The organism is Pontiella sp. (genome assembly GCF_041622395.1).
GTDB lineage: Bacteria > Verrucomicrobiota > Kiritimatiellia > Kiritimatiellales > Pontiellaceae > Pontiella.
This window is the reverse complement of record NZ_JBFJYW010000307.1, coordinates 1-4,432: the sequence shown is the minus strand read 5'-3', so window position 1 is coordinate 4,432 and position 4,432 is coordinate 1. Positions and strand designations below refer to the sequence as shown.

General features: G+C 57.4%; 3 protein-coding genes. All 3 read left to right on the top strand.

The window, feature by feature from the left end; all coding sequences use genetic code 11:
* The coding region (locus tag ABYO54_RS14475) for a sulfatase-like hydrolase/transferase (RefSeq protein ID WP_372808955.1) at positions 1-813 on the top strand (813 nt) is incomplete at its 5' end.
* 365 nt (positions 814-1,178) lie between these two features.
* Complete coding sequence (locus tag ABYO54_RS14470) at positions 1,179-2,600, top strand: sulfatase (RefSeq protein ID WP_372808954.1); 1,422 nt, start codon at positions 1,179-1,181, stop codon at positions 2,598-2,600.
* A gap of 11 nt (positions 2,601-2,611) precedes the next feature.
* Positions 2,612-4,249 carry a hypothetical protein gene (locus ABYO54_RS14465; RefSeq protein WP_372808953.1) on the top strand — a complete coding sequence of 546 codons (1,638 nt, stop codon included), beginning with the start codon at positions 2,612-2,614 and terminating at the stop codon, positions 4,247-4,249.
* The last annotated feature ends 183 nt before the right edge of the window (positions 4,250-4,432 follow it).

Genomic DNA, 4,432 nt, shown 5'->3' with positions numbered 1-4,432 from the left:
GGCAAGCACCATCCGCACAAGACGGGCCAACCGTTCTTCCTCGCCTATGGCATCTACAGGCCCCATCCGCCGATGATCGTTCCGAAAAAGCATTGGGATGCCATCGATCCCGCAACGATTGACATTCCTGCTGTTCCCGAACACGACCGCGACGACATTCCGCAGGTGAATTGGCATCTTCACGATCCGGGCTACAACTTTATTCCCGAGGAGCATGGGCGCAACTATGCGCACGCCTACTACGCGGCGATCCATTTTGTGGATGCGCTCGCCGGGCAGCTGATCGCCGCGCTGGAGAATCAGGGGCTGGCCGACAACACCATCATCGTGTTCACCGGCGATCAAGGCTTCATGTTGGGCGAACACGGCCACTGGCACAAATCCTCCATGCTTGAGGAATCCCAACGGGTCCCGCTGATCATCGTCGATCCCCGCGCGAAGGAGAAGGGGAAGCAGGTAACCGGGCTTGTTGGACTGATCGACGTGTATCCCACGCTGTGCGAGTTGGCGGGCATCCAGCCCAAACACGCGCTTTCTGGCATCAGCTTAAAGCGGCAACTCGATGATGCGTCCATTCCGACCAAAGCCTGCGAGTTTAGCATGGGAACCCCCAACGGCTACACCATACGCACCGAGCGGTTTCGGTATACGGAATGGCGAAAAGACAGAGCGGGGCCGGCCCAGCATGCAATGCTCTACGACTTGGAGAAGGATCCGGATGAATTTAATAACCTGATCGACAATCCGGAGTATGCAGCAATGAGGAGGGAGCTCCGTGAAAAGCTTGGTTCTGTACTCCTTGACCGCGATTAGGCACTGCCTGTTGATCGGTGGGGATACGATCGCGATTCGCTCGCAATGGCGATCTGTGGTTCATTTGTTTTTCCATGGATATCGGTAAATCCCCGGACGGCGGCAAAGCGGCTTGGCTTCCCGATCGGAAGGTACCCTGGCAGACGCATGAATCTGGGCGGAGCGCGGATGGGGGCGAAAACGATGAAGCAAACACTGATTTGGCGCTGATTTAGCGCTGATTTTAATGCGGAGTCTGCTAGTTTCGTCAGGATCTTTACCGATGCGAATTCGGGAGCAAGGCGAAACCCAAGGATCGCTCTCGGCGGTCGTGGAGGCGTAGAAATCAATGCTGCGATCGAACGCAGAGAAAGGAAATAGAGCATATGAAAACAATCACGTCTCTTGTCGTGCTGGGGTTGATGGTTGCCGGGGCGGCCCATGCCGACCGTCCTGACCAACCGAATGTGCTGCTGCTCTGCATCGACGATCTTCGGCCGGAGCTCAATTGCTTTGGGGCAACGCATATTCATTCGCCGAACATCGACCGGCTGGCGGCACAAGGCCGCGCGTTTCAGCGTCATTATGTCAATGCGCCCAGCTGCGGGCCGTCGCGCTGCACGATGTTGACGGGGCGTACCGGTGCGCCGGGCAATGAAGCGCTGTTTCTCCGGGCCAAGCAGCTCGCCGGGAATCCTGATTCCGTTCCGCCGAGCATGCCCGAGTGGTTCCGCACGCACGGGTTCACGACGGTTTCCGTCGGCAAAGTGTCGCACAACCCGGGCGGCCGCGGGGGCCCCAATTGGGACAACGATGCGATTCTCGAAGTGCCGAATGCCTGGGATCGGCACCTGATGCCGGTCGGGGAGTGGGAGACCCCGCTCGGTGCCATGCACGGTTTGGCTCACGGAAAAACCCGGCCCCGAAAGGGGGGCTCGTACGATGTGTTTGAGTCGGCCGTCGGGCCGGACACCATCTACCCCGACGGGCTGATCGCGGAAGAAGGGCTCCGGCAGCTCGAAGAACTGGCGGCGGGCGACAAGCCGTTTTTCCTGGCGATCGGCTTGATTAAACCGCACCTCCCGTTCGGCGCGCCGAAAAAATATCTGGACCTCTACGACGGCATTGAGTTTCCGCCGATTCCGTTCGCCGCCAAGCCCACGGGCAAAACGACCTGGCATGCGTCTGCCGAGTTTATGAAATACAACCGCTGGGGCAAAGATCCGCGCAACGATCCGGCGTTTGCGCTGGAGGTGCGCCGGCATTATGCGGCCTGCGTCAGCTATGCCGACAAGCATGTGGGCGATATCCTGGCAAAGCTGAAAGCGACCGGCGCCGATCGAAACACCATCATTGTCCTGTGGGGCGACCACGGCTGGCAACTCGGCGAGCACGGCATTTGGGGCAAGCACAGCCTGTTTGAAGAGGCGTTGCGCTCGCCGCTGATCGTGGTTGCGCCGGGGGTGGAAACCGCGGGGCAGCAAAGTGATGCCGTGGTCGAATCGCTGGATATTTTCCCGACGCTGTGCGACCTGGCCGGCGTGGCGACGCCGGATTTTGCGCAGGGCGTTTCGCTGCTGCCCATCCTGAAAAACCCGGATGCCCCGGGGCATCCGGCGATTGCCTATCAAAGCAGGGCGAACACGATTCGAACGGATCGGTACCGACTCATTGTGCATCAACGGGGCGAGGTTGAACTCTACGACCACGCGACCCCGGAAAAAGAGACGGTGAATATCGCCTCCGATCATCCGGACCTCGTCGCCCTGCTGAAAAAGCAACTCGCAGAAAAATTGGAAAATAAATAACGGAGAGAACGATGATGGATTTTAAGAAAAGCAAATGGTGGGTGTTGGGGGTTTGTCTGCTGGCGGGCGCGTCGGCGTTGGGCAAGGATCGCCTGATCCTGGACATGGTGCATCACAACCCCGGCGACAAGCCATACGACAGCGCCTATGTCGATCCGGCCGTCATTAAGGAGATGGGCTATAACGGCAAAGTCTATTTCCTTTTCGAGTCCCCCGCACTGGCCATCAATTGGGAATCGGTCGATCCGGATATCCTGCCCAAAGGGTCCGAAGAGCGCGAATGGGTCGATGCCAAAGCCGCGCAAATCAAGCAGATGCATGCGGCGTGCAAAGCGCAGGATATTAAAACCTATGCGATGTCCGATCTGATCCTGTTCCCGAAGCGGTTGATCGCGAAATACGGCATCGAAAAAACGTTCGGCAATCCGCAGAACCCGCAAGTTGAAAAACTGCTGCGCGCCCAGATCAACGAAATGTTCGACCAGTTTCCCGATTTCGACGGGTTGGTCGTGCGCATCGGCGAAACCTATCTGCAGGACGCTCCCTATCACCAAGGCCACATTCAAAATAAAACCAGCCCCGAGAAAACCATCATTCCGCTGATGAACATCCTGCGCGACGAGATCTGCGTGAAACGGGACAAAACGCTGATCTTCCGCACGTGGCGCGCCTTCGACAATAATGAGCCGCGCTATCAGGCCGTCAGCGATGCGGTGGAGCCGCACCCGAATCTGATCATCAGCATCAAGCATTGCGAGGGCGATTTTTTCCGGACCAATCCGTATAGCCGTTGCATTGGAATGGGGCGGCATCGCCAGATTATCGAAGTGCAGTGTGCCCGCGAATACGAAGGCAAGGGCGCCTATCCCAACTATGTGGCCAATGGCGTCATCGAAGGCTTCGAAGAACATGCAACGATGCCCTCGGGCAAGATCAACAGCCTTCGCTCGTTCTACGAAAAGACCCCGGAGCTTTTTGCCGGCGTTTGGACCTGGTCGCGCGGCGGCGGTTGGGAAGGGCCGTACATCAAAAACGAAATGTGGTGCGACCTGAATGCCTGGGTGACTGCTCAGTGGGCGTTGGATCCCTCGAAAAGCGAGGAATCGATCTTTAACCGCTATGCGACCGAACGGTTGAACCTGAAGGGGGAGGACCTTCCTAAGTTTCGCCGACTCTGCCTCTTGTCCGCCGATAGTGTGCTGAAAGGGCGCTATTCTGCGCGCGGCGGAATGAAGGTGAATTGGACGCGGGATCAGGGGATTGGCTGGCCGAACATCCATGAAAATGCAGATATCCATAAACGTGATCTGCGGCATAAAGATGAGGCGATGGTTCAGTGGCAGGAAATCGTGGAACTGGCCCAATCCATCCAGTGGGCCGACGAGCAAACACGGGAGCATGCCATCGGGTCGGCGAAGTACGGGCTGCACCTGTACGAAATCTACCGCAGCGTGATTTATTTGGCGGATGCCGAAGCCAAAAAAGATCAAGCCGGAATCCAGCAATGGATCAAGGCCTACGATGCCGCATGGGCGGCCTACAACCGGTTGCCGGAGCAATACCCCTCCGTCGCGACGCTGTATACGCAGGATTACGTGCGGCATATTAAGGATCCTGCCGATCAAAAGGTGAACCGCTTGCGCAATTAGAACCTTGCGTTGCTTCGGGCAGCTGCGACCTAGTACACGGGAAAGCTTAAACATTCGGATGAGTTTCAACCACCCGCTTCGCTAGAGGTCACAGAGACACGGAGGGGATATGTATATTATGAGCCTCTGTGTCTCAGTGCCCTCTGTGGTGGAAATACGAAGTTCTAGGTGATACGCTGCACT